Raw genomic sequence first — 318 nt, forward strand, 5'->3', positions numbered from 1 at the left:
GAGCAGCATTAAGCTGATCCCGATCAGTCATACCAAGTGCACGCTGCATAAGCTGGTTGCCAGCATCTCGCTCCGAAGCTTTCTGGAAATCTCCCATAGCACCTGCGAAGCCAGATGTGGCATTGCTCATCAACGACGCCGCTGTACGAAGGCTGTCACCTACTCCGCTGAAATTAGGAGCGGCAACGTTTTCCCATGTAAGGCGGGCCATATTAGTCTCCTAATTACAGGCGGTTATTATCGATGTAAGCCTGAGCTTCTTCAGCAGACTGACCTTCCATAGCGGCACGAGCACGCCCACGATCTTCCAGAGCCGTG

At 53.1% G+C, this 318-nt stretch carries 1 protein-coding gene; it reads right to left on the reverse strand.

All coding sequences use genetic code 11. From position 1 onward, the window contains the following. On the reverse strand, positions 1 to 211 hold a 211-nt coding region (locus RMT89_RS42010; protein WP_315889021.1), incomplete at its 3' end, for a hypothetical protein. Positions 212 to 318: the final 107 nt, after the last annotated feature.

The organism is Streptomyces sp. P17 (genome assembly GCF_032436805.1).
Classification (GTDB): Bacteria; Actinomycetota; Actinomycetes; order Streptomycetales; family Streptomycetaceae; genus Streptomyces.